Raw genomic sequence first — 19488 nt, forward strand, 5'->3', positions numbered from 1 at the left:
CCCAGCCGCTCTTCCCCTTCCCAGATTAATCGACTATCGTCGATTGTCGATGGATACCGAGAAGGGACCTCTGGCACGGGCCGAGGCTGAAGAGTACGCGGGCTGGTTCAAGGCGCTGGCGGATGCGACGCGGATCCAGATCGTGTCGCTGCTGGCGCGGCGGCGCACGCCGATGAGCGTGGGCGAGATCGTGGCCGCCTCCGGGGTGGGGCAGTCCACCGTGTCGCACCACCTGAAGATCCTGGCCGAAGTGCGGTTCGTGCTGGTCGAACGGCAGGGCACGTCCAGCCTCTACCGGATCAACGAAGCCTGCGTGAGCTGCTTCCCGACCGCCGCCGACGTGGTCATGGGCAAACCGGTTCCGGCCGCGCCCACCTGCGACTGAAGGAGACCGTGATGGCTCACGACGAGATCATCGACCGTTACTCGCGCCTGGCCAGGGCGGCCGCCGCCGGACGGGTCGTCGCCGACTGCGGGCCGGACGACTTCGAGCAGGGCTGCTTCGGCGCCGCCGGATATGACGACACCGGCACCCTGCCTGAGGCCGCGGTGCGCGCCAGCCTGGGGTGCGGCAACCCGGTCGCCGTGGCCGGGCTGCGTGCCGGGGAGACCGTGCTGGACCTGGGTTCCGGTGGCGGGATCGATGTGTTGTTGTCGGCGCGCCGGGTCGGCCCGGCCGGGAAGGCGTACGGGCTGGACGCCAGCCCTGACATGCTCGCGCTGGCCAGGCGGAACGCCGAGCAGGCCGGCGTGGCCAACGTGGAGTTCCTGCAGGGCGTCATCGAGTACGTGCCGCTGCCCGGCCGATCCGTGGACGTGGTCATCTCCAACTGCGTGATCAACCTGTCCGGGGACAAGGCCGCTGTCCTGGCCGAGGCTTTCCGGGTGTTGCGGCCGGGCGGCCGGTTCGGCGTCAGCGACGTGGTCACTGACGGCGAGGTCGATCCGGAGCGGCGAGAGGCGGCGGAGCGGCGTATCGGCTGCGTGGCCGGGGCGTTGTCGGTGGCGGACTATCGAGGGCTGCTGGCCGCGGCCGGGTTCGTCGGGGTGGAGATCACGTTGACCGCCGATCACGGGGACGGCGTGCACTCGGCGATCGTCCACGCCGCCAAACCGGCCGCCGGTCCAGGGCTGGAGATCCGGCCGATGCGGGATGCGGACGCCTCCCAGGTGCTGGCCATCTATCAGGCAGGGCTGGACACCGGGCAGGCCAGCTTCGAGACGACGGCGCCGAGCTGGGAGGGGTTCACCGCGGCCCGGCTGCCGCAGTTGCGATATGTGGCGGTCGACACCGCGACCGGGCAGGTCGTGGGGTGGGTGGCCGGCTCGGCGGTGTCGGCGCGGCCGGTGTACGCGGGGGTGGTCGAGCACAGCGTCTACGTCCATCCCGGTTGTCAGGCGCACGGCATCGGCAAGGCGCTGCTGACGGCGTTCCTCGCCGGGTGCGAGGACGCCGGCGTGTGGACCGTGCAGTCCGGCATCTTCCCGGAGAACGCGGCCAGCCTCGCGCTCCACCGGGCACTGGGCTTTCGCATCGTGGGCACCCGCGAACGCATCGGCCGCCACCACGGCCGCTGGCGCGACGTCATCCTCGTGGAACGACGCAGCCCATCGCACTGACCGGCGGTCGGTGGGGCACCGCATGTCCCGCTGCTCCTGCGCCGCCCGCATCACGGGCCTGCGGGCCTACCCCACCTTCTGCCGCCGACCCGCGGCGATCAGTCCTCGCCGACGGACACGAACCCCGTCCCGGCCCGGTAGTTCGGCGACTGATGCCGGAAGTAGGTGTTGTAGACCTCGCAGTAACGCCCCCCGCGCGCCAGCAACGTCCCGTGGTCGCCTTCCTCCACGATCCGCCCGTGATCGAGCACGATGATCCGATCGACATGCTCGATCGTGGACAGCCGATGCGCGATGACGATCGAGGTCCGCCCGGCCAGCACCAGGTCCAGCCCTTCCTGGATCTGCGCCTCGGTCAGCGGGTCCACACTCGCCGTGGCCTCGTCCAGCACCACGATCGCCGGATCCTGGATGAGCAGCCGCGCCAGCGCGACGAGCTGCCGCTGCCCCATGGACAGGGCCCGCCCGTGCTCCCCCACATCTGTTTCCAGCCCGTTGGGCAGGGCGTCGATCCAGTCGCCACCGCCCACGGCGGCCGCGGCCGCGCGTACTTCCTCATCCGTCGCCTCTGCCCGCGGATAGCGGATGTTGTCGGCGACCGTGCCACTGAACAGGAACGGCGCCTGCGGCACCGCACCGATCTGCCGGCGGTAGCTGCCCAGCTCCAGGCTGCGGATGTCCTGGCCGTCGATCAGCAGCCGCCCTTCCTGGAACTCGTAGAACCGCGTGATCAGCTTGCTGAGCGTCGACTTGCCGGCCCCGGTGTGACCCACGAGCGCCACGGTCTCGCCGGCCTTGATGACGAGGTTGAAGTCACGCAGCACGGGATTGCCGGGATCGTAGCCGAAGGTGACGCCCTGGAACTCGATGCGCCCCGCCAGCCTCCCGGCGGGCTGCGGATCGTTCTGCACCACCCGGGGCGGCGCGTCGATCAGCGCGAAAACCCGCTCGGACGCCGACAATCCCTGCTGGAACTGCGACCAGAACGCGGCAATGGAGGTCAACGGGAACCAGAAGAGGGCGACACCCTGCAGGAACAGGTACCAGTCGCCGGCGGTCAGCCCGCGCGCCAGCACGCGTTCGCCACCCAGCTGAACCAGGACGACCGTCGCGAGCCCGGCCACCGTGAACAACACCGGGAAAATGGTGGAGAAGACGAATCCTTGTCTGAGGGTCACCTGGTAGCTCTGCCGGTTGATGGGCCGGAACTCCTCGTAGACCTGCCGCTCCTGCCGGAAGTTCTTGGCCACCGCGATCCCGCCCATGGTCTCCTGCAGGTTCGCGTTGACCCGGCTCAGCGACCGCTGCGCCCTGCGCGTGCTGATCCTGGCCATCCGCCGGAACACCAGCGCCATGCCCACCACGATCGGCACCATCATCAACGTCAGCAGAGCCAGCTCCACGCTCCGCGCGAACAGCAGCGCCGTGACGAAGCCCACCATCAGCACCTGGCTGATCAGGTCCATCGTGAGCGTGGACACGGTGGCGAAGTCGTCGGTGTCGGACGTCACCCGGCTGACGATCTTCCCGGACGGCGTCTCGTCGTAGAACGACAGGTCCCGCTCCAGCACCGCGTCGAACGCGTCCTCCCGCAGACGCAGCACGACATCGCCGGTGACGCGAGCGCTGTACTTCTGCCGGACGAAGTTGAACACCCAGGACAGCGCTCCGGTGAGGAGGATCCCCGCGGTGAGCATCCACCCCACCTGGTCGATCGTGCCGCCCGCGATGGCGTCGACCGCCAGACTGCCCAGCGCCGGTATGGCCGCCTGACTGGCCGACACCAGCACGATCATCGTGGCGACGAGGATCATCGTCCCCAGCTTCGGCCGGAAGTACGACACGATGCGGCGCAGCAGGTCCCTGTCGTTGTACGTGCGGTCGTAGTCCTCGGCGTCGAGGCCGTCCATGAGGAAGCCCATCAGCGCACCCCTCCCTGCTCACCGGCCATGGAAGGCTCCGCTTCCTGAACCTCGTCACCCAGCTCGACCTCGTCGTAATGAGCGAAGACCCGCCGGTAGAGCCGGCTTCGCGCGATCAGCTCGTCATGCGTTCCGAAGTCGACGACCTGGCCGCGCCTGAGCAGCAGCACCTTGTCCGCCCACCGGATCTGCGAGAGCCGGTGAGTGATCAGCAGAGTCGTCCGCCCTTCGAGAATCCGCCCGATGGCCTGCTGGATCTTGTCTTCCGTCGCCGAGTCGATGGCGCTGGTGGAGTCGTCCAGCACGAGAATGGCGGGGTCGGTCAGCAACGCCCGCGCGATGGCCAGCCGCTGCCGCTGCCCGCCGGAGAGGGTGACGCCCCGCTCCCCGATGACGGTGTCGTATCCCTCGTCGAGCTCGTTGATGAACTCGGCGGCCTGCGCGTCCTCCGCGGCCCTGACCACCGCCTCCTGATCGGCCCGCTGTCCCATGCTGAAGGCGATGTTCTCGGTCACGGACCGCGAGAACAGCACGATGTCCTGCTCGATCGTGGAGATCTGCGACCGCAGCGAGTCCAGGTCCCAGTCCCGCACGTCGACCCCGTCGACCAGGATCCGCCCGGCCGTGACGTCGTAGATGCGCGGAACCAGCTTGGTGAGCGTGCTCTTCCCCGACCCGGTCTCGCCGACGATCGCGACCGTCTCACCCGGCCGCACCGTGAACGTCACCCCGCGCAGCACAGGGTCGCCGTCCTCCTCGTAGCCGAAGGTGACGTCCTCGAAGACGATCTCCCCGGTGATCGGCGCGGCATGCCCGTCCACCCGCTGCTCGATCTCGCTCTCTGAGGTGATGATGCTGAGGATCCGGCGCGACGACACGATCCCGATCTGGATCAACGAGAACGTGAAGATCGACATCTGCGTCGGGAACCCGAGCATGCCCATGAGCCCCATGAACGCCACGAGCTCCCCGAGGGTGATCGCCCCGATGCCTTGGAGATAGAGCCCGTGCCACAACGCGCCCGCCATCGCCAGGGAGAACAGCAGAGTCGGCAGGTAACGGGCCTGGACGAGCCCGTTCCGTACGAACGAGTCCCGATAGCGCCGTGCGTTGGCCCGGAAGCGCAGCCGCTCCTGCCCTTCCTGCGCGGTCACCTTGATCACCTCGATGCCCCGCACCGCCTGGTTGAGACCGGCGTTGAGATCCCCGAACTCCTCGCGCATCCGGGTCGCCACGGGGTTGAGCTGCCTCATGTAGTGCCAGAGCGCGATCACGAAGAAGACCGCGAAGACCCCCGGCGCCAGCAGCAACCGCGGATCGATCGCGGCGATGAAGAACAGCGGGACGATCCCGGTGAGACCGGAGTCCACGATCAGATCGAGGCCCGGCGTGATCATGATGGACAACTGCCGGATGTCGTTGGCAGCCCGGGCCATCAGATCGCCGACCCGCTGCCGATTGTGGAACGTCTGGCTCTTGCCCAGCAGGCTCACGTAGAGCTCGTCACGCGCGTCCCGCTCCAGCCGCTTGGCCAGGACCTCGCTGGACATCCGCGCCACGAGATCGAACCCGCCCCGGGCGATCACGATCGCCAGCAGCGCCAGCGCGATGAGCCCGAGCGCGTCCATCGGCTCGCCGCGCTCCCCCAGCACGGCGTCGAAGGCGTCACCGGTGAGCTGCGGCACCATGGCGTTGAGCACCGTCATGACCACCGACCCGCCGAGGAACCCGAGCAGGGCGAGCGGATGGCGCCGCAGGTGGGACCAGAGCCAGCGCACCGGCCCACGCCGGTTGTACGGCGGTCCGGAAACGGAGAACTCGGACGTGCTGGCCGTCGCAGTCACAGGTACCGCCCCCGATGCGGCTAGGCGAACGTTCGACCCCGCTTTCTATCACCGCCCACCGACAGTTTCCCAACGGTTTTCTCCCGGCCTCGGGCCGGCGACGCTACGGCGCCGTGAGCGGTTCGGCCTGGTAGGCCCGGTGCAGCAGCTGTACGAAAGACGGCGCATCAGGCAAGGCCACGGAGCCGATCCGATGGACCGCCACTCCCGGCGTCCATGAGTTCATGACCACGGCCCCGGCCAGCGCCGGCAGGTCAGCGAGCGTGACCTGCTCGACGCGCTGGGGCACGCCGAGGCGATCCAGCTGCCGGCGCACCATGGCCATCGTGGTGCCGCCCAGCATCTCGGCGTCGGGCCAGATCACGGCGGCGCCGTCCCAGAAGGCAAGGTTCCAGATCGATCCCTCGCTGAGCCGGCCCCGGCGGTCGACGAAGGCGGCGTCGTCGTACCCCTGCAGGACGGCCTGGCGGAGAAAGTACGTCTTGGCCCCCTCTCCGACGTGCTTCACAGCCGGGAGGAACCGTTCGTGCTCGACCGCCGCCAGCGCGAGCGGCCCGCGCGGGCCGGAGGCGGCCGGTCCGGTGCGTACGAGCAGTTCGGGCTCCACGTCCTTTCCTGCCACGGTGAACTCACCCGCTGGGGAGTACACCGTGGCCGTCAGCGAGAGATCAGCCGGGCCGGCTTGGAGTGCCGCCCGGAGGCATGCCCGCACCCGATCGTCGGGCAACGCCTGGCCGAACAACTCGACGGAAGCGGATCGCAACCGCTCCAGGTGGAGGTCCAGCCCCCGCACCTGGCCACCACGCACCTGCATGGCGGTGAAATGCGCGTAGCCCGCGAAGGCGAACGGTCCCAGCTCCTCGGCACTCGCCGCACGGCCGTTGCGGTGCACAACATAGGTCATGCGGCGAAGCTAAGCCTTCACACCGGTATGAAGGTCAACCTGCCGTGCGGAACGCGTCGGCGTGTGCGTGCGCCCATTCCTCGAACGTCCGCGGCGGCCGTCCGAGCACGTCCTGCACTGTCGGGTGGACCTCGGACTCGTCGAGCGTGCCGTCCACGAAGAACTGGAAGAACGCGTCGACGTACTCGACCGGCATGCCCGCTTCCATCTCCGCCCGCGCCTCGCTGTTCGTCAGGCCTTCGCACCGCAGGTCCCTGCCGAGCACCTGGCCGAGGATCGCGACCTGGTCGGCGGGCAGCAACGCGCGGGGGCCGGTCAGCTCGTATATCCGGCCCTCGTGCCCGCCGTTCACCAGTGCGTGTGCCGCGACGGCCGCGATGTCATACGGGTCGATGGCCGCGACCGGCACGTCCGCGAACGGCACCCGCACCACGTCACCGGCCTCGAGCTGCGGAAGCCAACGGAACGCGTTCGACATGAAGGACCTGGGCCGCAGGATCGTCCAGGGCAGTCCCGACTCCCGCAGGGCCCGCTCGGAGAGCGTCATGTAACGGGACACGGCGTTGTCCAGGTCCTCCAGCGCGGCCGAGCCGCCGGACATGAGGACGACGTGACGCACCCCGGCCTCACGTGCGCGGGCCAGCAGCCCCGGCATGTCCGCGTAGCCCGACAGGAGGAATAACCCTTCAACGCCGTCGAGCGCTTTGACCAGGCTCTCTGGCTGGTTCAGGTCGCCGGTGACGGGTTCGGCGCCCGTCGGGAGGGCGAGGCCGTGCGGGTTGCGGACGAGTGCCCGCACCTGCTGACCGGTCGAGGCCAGTGCGTCGACCAGCTCGGATCCGACGTTCCCGGTAGCACCTGACACCAAGATCATATGAGCCTCCATCTTCACGGAGCCCGGACGAGCCCGACCGCCAGGGTAGCCAGCGCGCCCGCGACGGCGGCGATTGTAATCGCGTCGGTCTCACCCTGTGGCATTGTTGTGGACCGACAACCACGTAAAGTAAAGCATGCATGGCAATGGGTGAAACAATGATGGCAAGGGGATCGCCATGGGCAGGCAGGCCGGGACAACGGGGCGTCCGCGTGGCGGGCTTGCGGACAAGCGGCGGGCGATCCTGGAGGGCGCGCTGACGGTGTTCGCCCGCGACGGCTACACCCGCGCCAGCATCGACGCGATCTCCGCCGCGGCCGGGGTGTCCACCCGTACGATCTACAACCACTTCACGGACAAGGCCGAGTTGTTCCTGACCGTCATCCATGAGAGCGCCGCCCGGGTGGCCGCCGCGGACTCCACGATCATCGAGCGTCACCTGCGCAAGGTCGTGGACGTAGAAGCCGATCTGATCGAGTTCGGGCGGGAGTGGGTGGCGCCGCGGCCGGAGTTCGCGGCGCACTTCGCACTGGTACGGCAGGTCAACGCCGAGGTCGGGCACATCCCCGACGAGGCGGTCGAGGCCTGGCAGGAGGCCGGGCCGCGGCGGGTCCGCCGGGAACTCGCCGGGTATCTGGCGGCCATGGGCGAGCGCGGGCTGCTCGAGATCGCCGATGCGGAGCGGGCGGCGCTGCATCTGATGTTGCTGGTCGCCGCCGGGCTGACGTCGCGCGTGGACGAGCCCAGTGCCGAGGAGATCGACGAGACGGTCACCGCGGGCGTACGCGCCTTCCTGCACGGCTACGCGCCCTGAATAAGGGCTGACCACCCGTAAGCATTGGCGGCCGGCACCTGGTACGCACCTGACCAGACCGTCGGCTTCTGGATCCGGCGGATGGCGGGAAACGGTCGTCCACCGCATCGACGCCGAGCTCGGCACCGGGGAGCCGGTCGCGCCGGTCCCGCACGACCTCGCCATCGACGGCATCGACGAGCTGCTCAAGGTTTCGTGGCGTACGAGGTCGCCGAATGGGCGAGTACTTCACCGACATCCTGGCCGGCTCGCCGGACCGGACGTACGCGGTGCGGGCCGACGCGGCGGCATGGACGGTGCGGACCGGCCCAGAGCCCGCTGCTGCGCGACCCCGTACAAGCCGTCTTCCTCCTGCCCACACCCCGATTCCGGCGAGACGCGCTCGCCGCTCGTTACGCGGACCCCGCCCGCGCGCGGGCCAACTGGGGAGACCACGATCCGGAGACCATGCTCGTCAAACGCCTGGCGCGGGATGCCCTCTGGGATGACGAGGTACGCAGGCAAGCTGCTCACCATGGCCTCGACACCATCGTGATCGACGGCAGCATCCCCGTTGCCGACCTGGCGAGCCAATTGGCGGCACGCTTCTGGCTGGAGCCCTGACGCTCATCCGCGCCGTCACCGAGGTCAGTATCGACTCCTCGGCGCTTCATGGCCGGCCAAGCGTGCTTCGAGGCTGTCGAGGATGAGGTCGAGACCGTACTCGAACTCGTCGGCGAAGGCGTAGTCCCGATGCGTCACATGCTCGGCGAGCATCTCTGCCAGATGCGGATAGACGTCAGCCGGCAGCCGCTGCTGCATCTCCCCGGCGAACTCGTCGACGCCTTCGTCGGCGTCGAAGGGCAGGTTGAGCTCGGTCAGCACGAAGCCGTAGATGTAGGCGTCGATCGCGGAGAAGGCGTGTGCCGCCAGCGCGATCGAGAAGCCGTTGCGGCGCAGGCAGCCGAGCACGCTGTCGTGGTGCCGGAGCAGAGCCGGCCCCGGAGAGCGACGCGACTCGATGAGTCCCAGTGCCCACGGGTGCTTCGACAGGACGGCGCGGGCCGACGCGGCGCGGTCAATCATCGCCTGCCGCCACGGCTGCCGAGGGTCAGGGAGATCGATCTGGCTGAAGATCCAGTTCGCCAGCCCGTCCAGCAACGCATCCTTGCCGGCGAGGTGGTGGTAGAGCGACATCGCCTCGACGCCGAGCTCCTTGCCCACGTTGCGCATGCTGACCTGGACGAGGCCGCCACGGTCCGCGACCCGTACCGCGGCGTCAATGATGCGGTCGTGGCTGAGCACTGGGCGCCGAGGCATGCGGGAAGCCCTTCGGATGGGACTTGTTTACTTACAGGGGTAAGGTTATCATTCGAGCGAAAACTTACACATGTAAGGAGTGGCCCATGCAGGCCGCAGTCATCGACAGGTACGGCCCACCCGACGTCGTACGCGTCGCGCAGATTCCACAACCCACACCACGTGCCGACGAGGTTCTGGTACATGTCAAGGCGGTGGCGGTCACCTCGGCCGACTCCCGCATCCGCGGAGCCCGGTTCCCCGCGGGATTCGCGGTGTTCGCGCGGCTGATCTTCGGCGTCTTCCGGCCGCGGCGCAAGGTTCTGGGCAGCGCCTTCTCCGGGGAGGTCGAGGCCGTCGGCCCGCACGTACGTGGCATCGCACCAGGTGACGAAGTATGCGGCATGACCGGTCTGAAGCTGGGCGCGCACGCCGAATACGTGGCGACGCCGGCGAAGAAGCTCGCGCGGAAGCCGTCCAAAGTGAGCCATGAGGATGCGGCCGGGCTGCTGTTCGGCGGCTCGACGGCATTGTTCTTCCTACGGGACAAGGCGTCGGTGGGCCCCGGCACGTCCGTGCTCGTCAACGGTGCGTCAGGCGCGATCGGCACGAACGCCGTCCAGCTGGCGAAGCACCTTGGCGCGACGGTCACAGGTGTGACCAGCAAGGCGAATGTCCCGCTGGTGGCCGGCTTGGGAGCCGAACGGATCATCGACTACACCAACGACGATCTGGCCGGCACCACCGACCGGTTCGACGTGGTGCTGGACACCGTCGGCAACCTCTCGATCGCCTCCGGCCGGCACCTGCTGACCGCGAACGGCGTGTTGCTGCTGGCCGTCGCGGGCCTGGGCGACAACATCCGCGCCCGCGGCAACGTCGTCACCGGCACCGCACCCGAGCGCGTCGGGGACTTCGAGCTTCTGCTGCAACTGGTGGCCGACGGCAAGATCACCGTCGTGCTCGACAAGGTCTACGGCCTCCACGACATCGCAGAAGCTCACCGCCGGGTCGACAGCGGCCACAAGGTCGGCAACATCGTCGTACGCCCATAGCCCACGGCATGCCAATCCCTGGGGCCGTCACCAGCGTCTCGGCGAGGTTGCTGTACAGCCGACAGACCTGGCACATGCCCCTCAGCTCCCCGCCGGACCCGGCCGCCGACCAGATCACGTTCTTACAGAAGCCCAAACCAGCATCCTGCGCTGCCTGGCGAGATCTGCCTCCAACTGCCGCAGCAGGTCACCGATCCGCGCCGCGCCGGCGAGAGCGGCCTGCACATCGACGGCCGCCGACCTCCCCGTCGCCACGGTGACCGCGTCGGTATAAGCGCGAACCAGCGCCGCCAGCGCGACTTCCAATTCATCCCCCGCCGGCGTGCCCGGTACAGCAGCCATGCCCATACAGACCTCATCCCTCGTTCACTGCCAGCGGGGAGCGACGCCCCAGCGTTCTACCCGCTGCCCGCCTCTGCCATCCCTGATGAAGATCCCTGCACACCAGAACGTGTGACCATGTGCATGCCGGTGGACGAGTGCGGCCGGCCGCCGTCCGTGGACCTGGCCGCGCGTTTCTACTCGGCCGGACGTAGCCCGATACCAATAGCCTGCGGCTATGACTGGGATACTGACGTCGACTCCCGATGATGCCTTCGAGACGCTGCTGGACGGCAACCAGCGGTTCGTCACCGGCTCGCTGGAGCACCCCAACCAGGACGCCGCACGCCGCGCCGAGACCGCACCGGCTCAGAGTCCCTTCGCGGTGCTGTTCGGGTGCTCCGATTCCCGGCTGGCCGCGGAGATCATCTTTGACCGGGGACTGGGTGATCTGTTCGTGGTCCGCACGGCCGGGCATGTGGTCGGTTCGGAGGTGCTGGGCAGCATCGAGTATGGGGTGAGCGTGCTGGACTGCCCGCTGATCGTGGTCCTGGGCCATGACTCGTGCGGGGCCATCGCGGCTGCCTGCGCCGCCGCCGACGGCGGCAGGGCACCCGCCGGCTTCGTCCGTGACGTCGTCGAGCGGGTGACCCCGAGCGTGCTGGCGGCCCGCGCCGCCGGACGCGACCAGGCCGAGGAGATCCTCCACGAGCACATCCGGCACACCGTCGACCTGCTGCTGGACCGCTCCCGCGTCCTGGCCGAGCGGGTGGGCGCCGGCCGCCTCGCCGTAGCGGGCCTGTCCTACCGGCTGGCCGACGGCAGTGCGCAGTTGGTCGCCTCCCATGGCCTGAGCAGGGCTGCTGCCTCCGCACGGTGAAACCCGCTGCCGGCCGCCCGCCTGTCGTACGAGCCGGCCCGCGCGCTGCTGGACGAGCAGACCGCAGTGCGCTGGCCCCTGAACGGGAGGGGGACCTGCATGCTCGCACCAGGCGACGCCCGGCGGTGACCGGCCAGCCGGGGTAGGGCCTGCGGGTTCTACGCTGAGCCGGGCCGTGCTGGCGGTGTTCCCTCGGTGCCGCCGTGCCGGCTTCCGTGCGTCCGGGCTCACGCTGTGCCGTCGGCCTTGGTCTCGTCGTCATGCGCCGACGAGACCACGCAAATGTGGAGAGCGGAACAGTGAGAGAATTGCGAGGGTGACGGCAAGAACCACTGACATCGAGAAGGCGGCCGGTGTGCTGCGCGCCGGAGGCCTGGTGGCCTTCCCGACCGAAACCGTCTACGGTCTGGGCGCCGACGCCGAGGACTCCGCCGCCGTCGCGCGCGTCTTCCAGGTCAAGGGGCGCCCGCCCTCCCACCCGCTGATCGTCCACATCGGCGGCACGGAGCACCTGGACGACTGGGTGGAGAACGTGCCCGCGACGGCGCGCCTGCTGGCCGAACGCTTCTGGCCGGGGCCACTCACGCTGGTCCTGCGGCGCGGCCGCCGGGTGCCCCTCGAAGCGACTGGTGGCCTGGAGACGGTGGCCGTGCGCGTGCCCGACCACTCGGTCGCACTCGCGCTGCTGTCAGCCTTCGGCGGCGGAGTCGCGGCCCCGTCCGCCAACCGTTTCGGCTCGGTCAGCCCCACCACGGCGAACCACGTCCGTGCAGAGCTTGGTGATGCCGTCGACTTCGTGCTGGACGGCGGCCCCTGCGAGGTCGGCGTCGAGTCGACCATCGTCGACGCCACGGGCGAGGCCCCAAGCGTCCTTCGGCCCGGCGGGGTGACGCGCGAGGACCTCGAAGCGGTGCTGGGGTGTCCGCTTGCGGTCCACTCGACGAGCCGCGTTCGGGTGCCGGGCCAGCATCCGTCACACTACGCGCCGCGTGCGCGGGTCGTCCTCGTCGAGCCGGAGAAGGTGGTCGCCGAAGCGGAGCTCGCGCAGGAGCTAGGGCACCAGGTGGGCGTCCTTCTTCCCCCTTCCCTCGCCGACGCTGCGGTCAAGGCGCACGCCCTGGTGGCGGTCCCCGGTTCGATGGCCGCCTACGCGCGCGGGCTGTACGGGTTCCTGCGCGAGCTCGACCAGCGGGGGTGCGACCTCATCGTCGCGTCCTTGCCGGTGGAGGAGGGGCTGGGACTCGCGATCGCCAACCGGCTCCGCCGCGCCGCGGGGCCTCGGCCCTCCAAGTGACCAGCACCGACGCCGTTCGATGTTCCTGCCGGAGCGCCCACCGGATCCGCGTCCGACCCCGCTCGCGCACGCGTGCCGTCCCCGCGCGTTGACGTCCCCGATCTGCTCGCCGCATACGACAAGTGCCGCCGCCCGCCGATGGATCAGTACCGCCGTCACCGGCCGGTGCACGGCGGGGCCGGCCACGTGCCTGCTCGACCTGGGTGAGCGCCTCGGGGCCTGAGACGGTGTGGATGGCGCCGACGTGTCGCCGTTCCAGCAGGCCCGACACTGCCACGGCGGCGACATCGGCGGGTGGACGTGCGGGTGGCAGAAGTGGCCGTGGGGAGCGCGAACCACCGAGGCGGCGCGCACATCGATGCGGCGTACGCCCGCCGCTGCCGCCAGATCGACGATCTCCGCCACGGTCTCGGGCACTGGGAACAGAAACACCAGCTCGAGCCCGTCCAGGGCGGGTGCCAGGCGGCGGCGGGTCAGGGCGCGCACCCCGGAGATGTGGCGGGCCAGCAGTTCCTTCACGACATGGCGGCCGATATTCCCGCGCGCCGGTCACCAGGACGGTCACGGCGGCCTCACCGGAAGTCGTCGGCGTGGTCGACGGCCCACTGGGCGAAGGTGCGCCCGGGGCGGCCGGTCACCTTCTCCACATCCGGCGAGATCGGCACCTCGGCGTCGTTCAGGGAGTCGCCCAGCTGCAGGAACCACTCGATCACCTCGGGCGGGTAGGCGTCCCTCCACTCCTCGCGGGCCTGTTCCCCGGTCAGTTCGATGAAGCGGACCTCCCGCCCGATCGCCTCCCCGATGAGACGCACCGCCTCCGCCCTCCGTACGGGCTCCGGCCCGGTGGGCCAGTAGGTGTGGCCGGCGTGGCCCTCCTCCAGCAGCGCAGCCGTCAGGATCGCGGCGATGTCGGCCTCGTGCACCATCGCGTTGGTCCAGCCGCCGAACGGTGCCCGCACTACGCTCTCGGCCTGGATGGAGGGCGCCCAGTCCAGGGCGTTGGCCATGAACTCGCCCGGGAACACGTGGGTCCATTCCAGGCTGGAGCCCTCGATGACGCGATGCAGTGCCCGGTGATCGGCCTCCATCGGGTCGTCGTCGGGAGCGCTGGGGTCGTTGTGGCCTAGGTGGGTGAGCCGTCGCACCCCGGCCCGCTCCGCCAGTTCGATGATCTCTGCGCCGGTCGTGAGCGGCCCGTAGCCGTCGATGGCCACCAGGTGCATCCGCTCGACCCCGCGCAATGCCGGGACGAGGCTCGCGGGGTCGCCGAAGTCGCCCCGTACGAGCTCGACCTCCGGCGGCAGCGCCGCCTTCTCCGGAGTTCGGGTCAGCGCCCGCACCTGTTGCCCCGCCTCAAGGAGTTGCCGGACGAGGCTGCACCCGACCGTCCCCGTCGCTCCCGTGACCAGAATCGGCATCGTCGGCTCCTTTGTGATTCTTCGCGCCCCAAGGAAGCCCCTGTTCGGGGATCGGCGCGGATCAGCCCCATTCTTGCCATTCACCTCATTTTCTGGCAAATGCGAACATTACGTTCACATTCTGCTGTGACCTGCGAAAAAGTGGCGGCCAACGGCGGCTCGCGCCGTGACCTGAAAGCGCCATCAGATCCTCTGACATGCGCTTTTCTCAAAAAGGAGACAATCCTCGAGGATTTTTTCCAACGTCCACCATGGAATCGGCCGAAGCGGCCCGGGGTGATTAACGACCTTCAAGCGGCTGACCAGCTATGTAGTTCGCTTGACGCGGATGAACGCCAGACGCTGCGTGGTCTGCGGATCAAGTGCAGAAGCGGTCGTCAGCCTGGACCTCCTGGCCGGTGAGGGAACGCCTGCACCTGACTTTCGTCGCGGACATGCACGCCACGTGAAAGACCAGCTCACAGCACGAATGTGATCATGACGGGTCGGTAAGGTGCGAATCGGCTGGCGACGGCCAGGTTCGGGGCAGGACCGGAGACGTGCATCCGATGGTCGTGGCCCGGCTGGGAGAGGAGTCGGCATCTCCGGTATTGGATGCCGGGGTGGGACCGGGCGACTGGCCGGCTTGCTGGCCGATGCGGGGTGCCGACGGTGGTGGTCGACGTCGTCGATACACCGTTGCGGTGACCAAGAAAGGTTCGCTGGTGTGGGCACGCCGAGCGGCGGTATAGCGGCGGTATGTTCGACGCTCCTCACCACGGCAAATCAGTTGAGCCTTTCCCTCAGTCGATAGGAAGATCGTGTGGCTCGTCCCGGCCGTTGGGCGGCAGAGAGGGTGTTCGCTATGCAGGACGAGGTCTATCACTACAACGTGGAACGCTGGGAAGCCCTTGTGGAGGCGGACGCGTTGTTCACCCGTCCCATGCTCGACCTGGACGCGGAGGAGGCTCGGGCTTATCTGGGCCTGGAGAGGCTGGGCATCCCCGGCGACCTGGCGGGCCGAAAGGTGCTCTGCCTGGCGGGAGGAGGCGGGCAGCAGTCTGCGGCCTTCGCTCTGCTCGGAGCCGACGTGACGGTTCTCGACATCTCGTCCGGGCAGCTGGAGCGGGACCGCTTGGCCGCCGAGCACTACAGCGTCGGCATCCGCACGGTCCAAGGAGACATGCGGGACCTGTCGGCCCTCGACGACTCCTCGTTCGATCTGGTCTGGCATCCGTATTCGCTGACCTTCGTCCCGGACTCCCGGATCGTTTTCCGCGAGGTAGCGAGAGTCGTCAAAAAAGACGGCTACTACTACCTGATGTGCGCCAACCCGTTCTTCGCCGGGCTCACCCACGACTCCTGGAATGGGGAAGGGTACACGCTGAAGCAGCCCTACACGGACGAGGCCGCGACCTGTTATCCCGACCAGGACTGGGTCTACGGCCGGGAACCGGCCGGCCGCCGCATCCACGAGCCCAGGGAGTACACGCAGACACTGAGCCGGATAGTCAACAGCCTGATCGGGGAAGGCTTCATGCTGACGCTCCTTTCTGAGGTCCGAGGTGACTACCCCGGTGCGGAACCGGGCAGTTGGGCACACTTCACCGGGGTGGCCCCGCCGTGGCTGGAATTCGTCTGGCAGTACGGGCGCTCATCGACATACGACAAGCCCCTCTGAATCACGGGAACGGGGCCCATGGACGACAGATCGCCTTCGTTCATCGGTCATACGGCAGGCGCGTGGCCTGCCCGACCGGCGGAGCGTCGGCGGCTGCGATGGCGTACGAGCAGGGCTCGGGCGGCCAGAGCCGGATTGAGCAGGGACGTGGTGGGGGCGACCTGCATCCCGACCAGCGCCAGGCGTCGGGACACCTCCGGATCGTGGACCGCGGCCTCGCGGAGCAGGCGTTGCACCGCGCTGGGCGGGCCGGCTTCCGCGTCGCCCCGCATGAACGCGTGTTCGCGCTCGATGGCGCGGTGGGCCCGGCGGTAGCGGCGCAGTGCCGCCGCCGGGTCGTCGCCGGCGAGCAGGGCCGGCGCCGTGGCGTCGGCGAGCCACTGGCCCGACAGCAGCGCCCAGGTGCAGCCGGGGGCGGGGGTGGGGTCGGCGGTCAGTGCCGCGTCACCGATCAGGGCCAGGCCCGGCGCGGGGACCGGGTGGCGGCGGATGAGCGGGTAGTCGGGGGCGATGACGACCTTGGCGGCGCGTTCGGCGCGGGTCAGGTCGGGGGCGTCGGGCAGCGAGGCGACGTAGCGCTCGATGTAGGCGGCGTGGTCGGTCAGGTCCGGGGGCAGGGTGTCCTTGGCGGGCATGACCGCCACCTCGGTCAGCCCGCCATCGGTGGGGCCGAGCACCACCCAGTCCCGGTCGTTCCACCACACGACGGCGGGGGTGGGCAGCGTGTGCCGGACGTTCCGGTAATAGGTGTAGAAGAACGCGCGGCCGTTCGGCGTGAACCGCTCGGGCACGCCGGCCAGCGAGGCGACCTTGGAACGGTAGCCGTCGGCACCGACCACCAGGCGGCCGGTGTGGGTTTCCTCGGTGCCGTCGAGCAGCCTGGCGCGGACGCCGGTCACGCGGCGTCCTTCGGTGAGCTGGCCCGTGACCGTACGGCCGAGGAGCAGGTCCACCCCGCTGGCGGCGGCGCGGCCACGCAGGATCGGGTCGAGGGTGGTACGCCTGACGTTGAGGAACGGCGGGGCGTCGACGCGGGAGCGGTCCGTCCACCCGTACTCGGTCCGGATCGAGAGGTCACCGGTGCCCGCGCCGGTGGCCACCATGTCGTCCCACAGGCCGAGCCGCTGCAGCGGGGCCTGGGCGCGGCCGAGCAGGAAGTGGCCGCATAACCGCTTCGCAGTGCCGATGTTGCGGTGCTTTTCCAGCAGCGCGACGCGTAGGCCGGCCCGGCCGTACAGGATCGCGGCGGTGCAGCCGCCGATGCTCGCTCCCACGATGACGACGTCGTAGTCCATAACGCTCTCCCGGTTTCGTCACGCTGTTTCGTTACGCTGTAACGTAACAGCGTTGCGATAGGCTGTCCAGCATGGGACGCCCACGCGCGCACGACGAGCAGACCCGCCGCACGCTGCTGGCGGTGGCCGGCGATCTGCTGGCGACCGAGGGATCGGCCGGGGTGAGCGTCCGGCGGGTGTCCCAGGAGGCCCAGACCACCACGCGGGCGGTCTACAGCCTCTTCGGCGACAAGGAGGGCCTGCTCCGCGCGCTCTACCAGCAGGCCGCCGAAACCATGCGCCGCCACCACGAGGCCGTTCCCGAGCACGAGGACCCGCTCGTGGAGATCACCGCACTCGCGCTCGCGTATCGGGCCGCCGCCTTGGAGGAGCCCAACCTCTACGGCCTGTTCATGAGCGGCGCCGTGCCCGGCTTCCGCCCCATCGGGGACGACGCCCGGCTGGCCCGCCGCAGCCTCACCCGCGTCGTCCAGGCACTCCAGCGCTTCGCCGACGCGGGACACCTGCCCGGCCGCGACCCCCGGCTTGTCGGCCAGCACCTCTGGGGCCTGGTCCACGGCCTGGCCACCCTCGAACTCCAAGGCCACCTCGGCACGCCCGACCAAGCGGAGGCCCGCTGGCGCGACGCGATCCTCGCCACCGTCACCGGCTACCGCCAGCCACCTCCCGCCCCTCAATGATCAGCGCTGGAGGACACGGCAGACTCTGGGCCTGCCACTGTCCCCGCCGACGCTCCCGTCGGCGCGCGGCTCTACTTTCCGGATCAGGTTGCCCGCTGTGTGCCCATCGCCGCCAAGGGCCGCGGCGTGGGACGCCGCGCAAGGCCGGCGTCCACGTCTCGGTATCCCCCTACGAGGCGGACGGAGCCCGCGTGTGCCACGTCCAGGACCTCTGCCACAACGAGTTCGTCCTCGTACAGTTGCCCACCGCCAGCGCGCCGCGCGTGGGCACGGCGTTCCTGCCGGTCGCCGATCCAGCGGCGGCGGCCCTGTGGTACGCGGACACCTTCGGTTTCGAGACGGTCAGTGTGAACGAGTGGTCGGCGAACCTAGCCGGCGGCCGGCCCGGCGCGACACTGACCTTGATGGGGCCCGATAGCGGCATCCAAGCCGAACCCGGTCTGCCGTTCAGCACCCACAACTTCAATGTCGACGATGTCGAAGCCACGCGGCGGCTCGCTGCCGCCGGGCTGGAACCCACCCCCATCGAGGGCGACCCGGACACGTGTCTCTACTTCACGGTGCGGGATCCCGACGGCAACATCCTCCTGATCTGTGACCGCTGACCGGTCCTGGCGGCCATCGGCCCCGTGATCACAGCACGCTACCTTTGGCGGCGAGCCGTTGGTCACCGAGCGCCGCGACGGTACCGTAGCCGAGGAGCGGCTGGCCATCTGCGTCGGCCGTTTCCTCAGCGCTGTCTGTCCCGAGCAGATCGTCCTACGCCACACCAAGGGGCGTGGCCTTTTAGGAAGGTGCGGAAGTATGAGGCAGCCTCGTCTGTCCAGCGTTGTCGAGCGCCGTCTCCTGGTGAATTACCGGCTGGCGCCGGAGGTCGCCGCCCGCCTGCTGCCTGGTGGGCTTCGCCCCCAGCTCGTGCGCGACCATGCCGTCGCAGGCATCTGCCTGCTGCGCCTGGGAGACGTACGGCCGAGCTGGGCGCCGAAGGCGGTTGGATTGCGCAGTGAGAACGCCGCCCACCGCATCGCCGTCGAGTGGGACGGTCCCGACGGAGTCGAGACCGGCGTCTACATACCACGCCGCGACACAGCCTCCCTGTTCAACACCTGGGCCGGCGGACGTCTCTTTCCCGGTGAGCACGGCCGGGCCGTGTTCGAGGTCCGTGAGACACCCGGCGAGCTGCACGTCGCCTACACCACCCACAGCGGAGACACCCGAGTGGACGTCTCCGTCGAGGTGACCCCCGAACTGCGTGGCAGCAAGCTCTTCGACAACCTGCAACAGGCATCGATTTTCTTCGAGCGCGGGGCCAAGGGCTACTCTCCTACGGCCGCGGGGGCACTCGAGGGCATGGAGTTGCGCGCGAGCGCCTGGCAGCTGGACGCCTGCCGAATCGTGTCGGCGCAGTCGTCGTTCTTCGACAGCCTGCCGAAGGGGAGCGCGACTCTGGATTGCGCGCTCGTCATGCGCGAAGTCCCCGTCACCTGGCGTCCGCTACCGGCCATGGACTCAGGCCCGGCCGAACCCGGACCTCTTGCGCTCCACCACACCTAACGACCCGCCCGAGTCGAGGAGCGCGGCTGGCAGGCCTGGAAACTCGCTTGCATGTCGAGCCACTGCTCCGCATAG

At 69.3% G+C, this 19488-nt stretch carries 19 protein-coding genes; 11 read left to right on the top strand and 8 right to left on the bottom strand.

All coding sequences use genetic code 11. The annotated features are described in order from the left end of the window. Window positions 1-49: 49 nt before the first annotated feature. A complete protein-coding gene (locus EDD27_RS38695) occupies window positions 50-385 on the top strand; it encodes an ArsR/SmtB family transcription factor (RefSeq protein WP_127936794.1) in 336 nt (111 codons plus the stop codon). An 11-nt stretch (window positions 386-396) separates the two neighbouring features. Next, window positions 397-1620 (top strand): arsenite methyltransferase, encoded by a 1224-nt coding sequence (gene arsM / locus EDD27_RS38700; RefSeq protein ID WP_127936795.1) that lies wholly within the window; start codon window positions 397-399, stop codon window positions 1618-1620. A gap of 98 nt (window positions 1621-1718) precedes the next feature. On the opposite strand, the gene EDD27_RS38705 is transcribed toward arsM, so the two are convergent. The 4 genes from EDD27_RS38705 to EDD27_RS38720 form a co-directional block, all read right to left on the bottom strand. Next, entirely contained in the window at window positions 1719-3542 is a 1824-nt protein-coding gene (locus tag EDD27_RS38705) for an ABC transporter ATP-binding protein (RefSeq protein ID WP_127936796.1), read from the bottom strand. Then, complete coding sequence (locus tag EDD27_RS38710) at window positions 3542-5386, bottom strand: ABC transporter ATP-binding protein (RefSeq protein ID WP_164903985.1); 1845 nt, start codon at window positions 5384-5386, stop codon at window positions 3542-3544. The genes EDD27_RS38705 and EDD27_RS38710 overlap by 1 nt, the downstream gene beginning before the upstream one ends. 103 nt (window positions 5387-5489) lie before the next feature. Beyond that, window positions 5490-6290, bottom strand: a complete 801-nt coding sequence (locus EDD27_RS38715; protein WP_127936797.1) for an aminotransferase class IV family protein — start codon at window positions 6288-6290, stop codon at window positions 5490-5492. A gap of 34 nt (window positions 6291-6324) precedes the next feature. Beyond that, window positions 6325-7164: an NAD(P)H-binding protein gene (locus tag EDD27_RS38720; RefSeq protein WP_127936798.1), complete on the bottom strand. Its 840-nt coding sequence runs from the start codon at window positions 7162-7164 to the stop codon at window positions 6325-6327. Window positions 7165-7342: 178 nt separating this feature from the next. On the opposite strand from EDD27_RS38720, the gene EDD27_RS38725 reads away from it, so the two are divergent. Together EDD27_RS38725 and EDD27_RS54860 are read left to right on the top strand one after the other, a co-directional pair. After that, window positions 7343-7978, top strand: coding sequence for a TetR/AcrR family transcriptional regulator C-terminal domain-containing protein (locus tag EDD27_RS38725; RefSeq protein ID WP_127936799.1), 636 nt, complete (start codon window positions 7343-7345; stop codon window positions 7976-7978). A 195-nt stretch (window positions 7979-8173) separates the two neighbouring features. Beyond that, entirely contained in the window at window positions 8174-8581 is a 408-nt protein-coding gene (locus tag EDD27_RS54860; protein ID WP_164903388.1) for a hypothetical protein, read from the top strand. A 24-nt stretch (window positions 8582-8605) separates the two neighbouring features. On the opposite strand, the gene EDD27_RS38735 is transcribed toward EDD27_RS54860, so the two are convergent. Further along, on the bottom strand, window positions 8606-9277 hold the full coding sequence (locus EDD27_RS38735) for a TetR/AcrR family transcriptional regulator (protein ID WP_127936800.1): 672 nt from the start codon (window positions 9275-9277) through the stop codon (window positions 8606-8608). An 86-nt stretch (window positions 9278-9363) separates the two neighbouring features. Here EDD27_RS38735 and EDD27_RS38740 point away from each other — a divergent pair, with 86 nt between their 5' ends. Beyond that, the gene (locus EDD27_RS38740; RefSeq protein WP_127936801.1) at window positions 9364-10311 is read left to right on the top strand and encodes an NAD(P)-dependent alcohol dehydrogenase; all 948 of its coding nucleotides are present in this window, start codon (window positions 9364-9366) and stop codon (window positions 10309-10311) included. Window positions 10312-10425: 114 nt separating this feature from the next. Here the strand turns inward: EDD27_RS38740 and EDD27_RS38745 are convergent, their stop codons facing one another. Continuing rightward, window positions 10426-10653 carry a hypothetical protein gene (locus EDD27_RS38745; RefSeq protein ID WP_127936802.1) on the bottom strand — a complete coding sequence of 76 codons (228 nt, stop codon included), beginning with the start codon at window positions 10651-10653 and terminating at the stop codon, window positions 10426-10428. Between the two features lie 217 nt (window positions 10654-10870). Between EDD27_RS38745 and EDD27_RS38750 the strand changes: the two genes are divergently transcribed. Together EDD27_RS38750 and EDD27_RS38755 are read left to right on the top strand one after the other, a co-directional pair. After that, entirely contained in the window at window positions 10871-11512 is a 642-nt protein-coding gene (locus EDD27_RS38750) for a carbonic anhydrase (RefSeq protein ID WP_127936803.1), read from the top strand. Window positions 11513-11828: 316 nt separating this feature from the next. Then, a complete protein-coding gene (locus EDD27_RS38755) occupies window positions 11829-12806 on the top strand; it encodes an L-threonylcarbamoyladenylate synthase (RefSeq protein ID WP_127936804.1) in 978 nt (325 codons plus the stop codon). 572 nt (window positions 12807-13378) lie between these two features. On the opposite strand, the gene EDD27_RS38760 is transcribed toward EDD27_RS38755, so the two are convergent. Next, window positions 13379-14224 carry an NAD(P)H-binding protein gene (locus tag EDD27_RS38760; RefSeq protein WP_127936805.1) on the bottom strand — a complete coding sequence of 282 codons (846 nt, stop codon included), beginning with the start codon at window positions 14222-14224 and terminating at the stop codon, window positions 13379-13381. 844 nt (window positions 14225-15068) lie between these two features. On the opposite strand from EDD27_RS38760, the gene EDD27_RS38765 reads away from it, so the two are divergent. Next, on the top strand, window positions 15069-15884 hold the full coding sequence (locus tag EDD27_RS38765; protein ID WP_127936806.1) for a class I SAM-dependent methyltransferase: 816 nt from the start codon (window positions 15069-15071) through the stop codon (window positions 15882-15884). Between the two features lie 47 nt (window positions 15885-15931). On the opposite strand, the gene EDD27_RS38770 is transcribed toward EDD27_RS38765, so the two are convergent. Further along, a complete protein-coding gene (locus EDD27_RS38770; protein WP_127936807.1) occupies window positions 15932-17179 on the bottom strand; it encodes an FAD-dependent oxidoreductase in 1248 nt (415 codons plus the stop codon). A gap of 71 nt (window positions 17180-17250) precedes the next feature. On the opposite strand from EDD27_RS38770, the gene EDD27_RS38775 reads away from it, so the two are divergent. The 3 genes from EDD27_RS38775 (at window position 17251) to EDD27_RS38790 (ending at window position 19413) form a co-directional block, all read left to right on the top strand. Further along, on the top strand, window positions 17251-17859 hold the full coding sequence (locus EDD27_RS38775) for a TetR/AcrR family transcriptional regulator (RefSeq protein ID WP_127936808.1): 609 nt from the start codon (window positions 17251-17253) through the stop codon (window positions 17857-17859). A gap of 263 nt (window positions 17860-18122) precedes the next feature. Further along, window positions 18123-18464: a VOC family protein gene (locus EDD27_RS55965; RefSeq protein WP_206641846.1), complete on the top strand. Its 342-nt coding sequence runs from the start codon at window positions 18123-18125 to the stop codon at window positions 18462-18464. Between the two features lie 199 nt (window positions 18465-18663). Continuing rightward, a complete protein-coding gene (locus EDD27_RS38790; RefSeq protein WP_164904263.1) occupies window positions 18664-19413 on the top strand; it encodes a DUF2071 domain-containing protein in 750 nt (249 codons plus the stop codon). Window positions 19414-19488 lie beyond the last annotated feature (75 nt).

The organism is Nonomuraea polychroma (assembly GCF_004011505.1).
GTDB classification, from domain to species: Bacteria; Actinomycetota; Actinomycetes; order Streptosporangiales; family Streptosporangiaceae; genus Nonomuraea; species Nonomuraea polychroma.